The sequence below is a fragment of the Candidatus Frankia alpina genome (genome assembly GCF_902806485.1).
Classification (GTDB): domain Bacteria; phylum Actinomycetota; class Actinomycetes; order Frankiales; family Frankiaceae; genus Frankia; species Frankia alpina.
This window is the reverse complement of sequence record NZ_CADCWT010000653.1, coordinates 1-244: the sequence shown is the minus strand read 5'-3', so window position 1 is coordinate 244 and position 244 is coordinate 1. Positions and strand designations below refer to the sequence as shown.

Sequence of the window (244 nt, the reverse complement as noted above, 5' to 3'; positions counted from 1 at the left end):
TGTATCCCGACGCTACGCAGGAAGAGGTTCTTCTTGTGCATTGTGGGCATGCGCGGTTCGTGTGGAACCTGTGTGTGGAGCAGTAGTCGTGGTGGAATCCGCGGCGTGGCCCCGCTCCCGGTTACGCCGCGTGGAATCGGCAGTTGACCGCGGCGCGGGGCGCGTGCGGCTGGCTGGCTGCTGGCAGTGTGATCGTGCAGCAGTAGGCGTTGCGGGACTTCGCTACCGCGAGGGCGAACTTTTT

1 protein-coding gene is annotated in these 244 nt (G+C 64.3%); it reads left to right on the top strand.

Going from position 1 to position 244, the window contains the following annotated elements; genetic code table 11:
- Positions 1 to 35: 35 nt before the first annotated feature.
- Positions 36 to 86 carry a hypothetical protein gene (locus G6R25_RS31135; protein WP_419469422.1) on the top strand — a complete coding sequence of 17 codons (51 nt, stop codon included), beginning with the start codon at positions 36 to 38 and terminating at the stop codon, positions 84 to 86.
- Positions 87 to 244 lie beyond the last annotated feature (158 nt).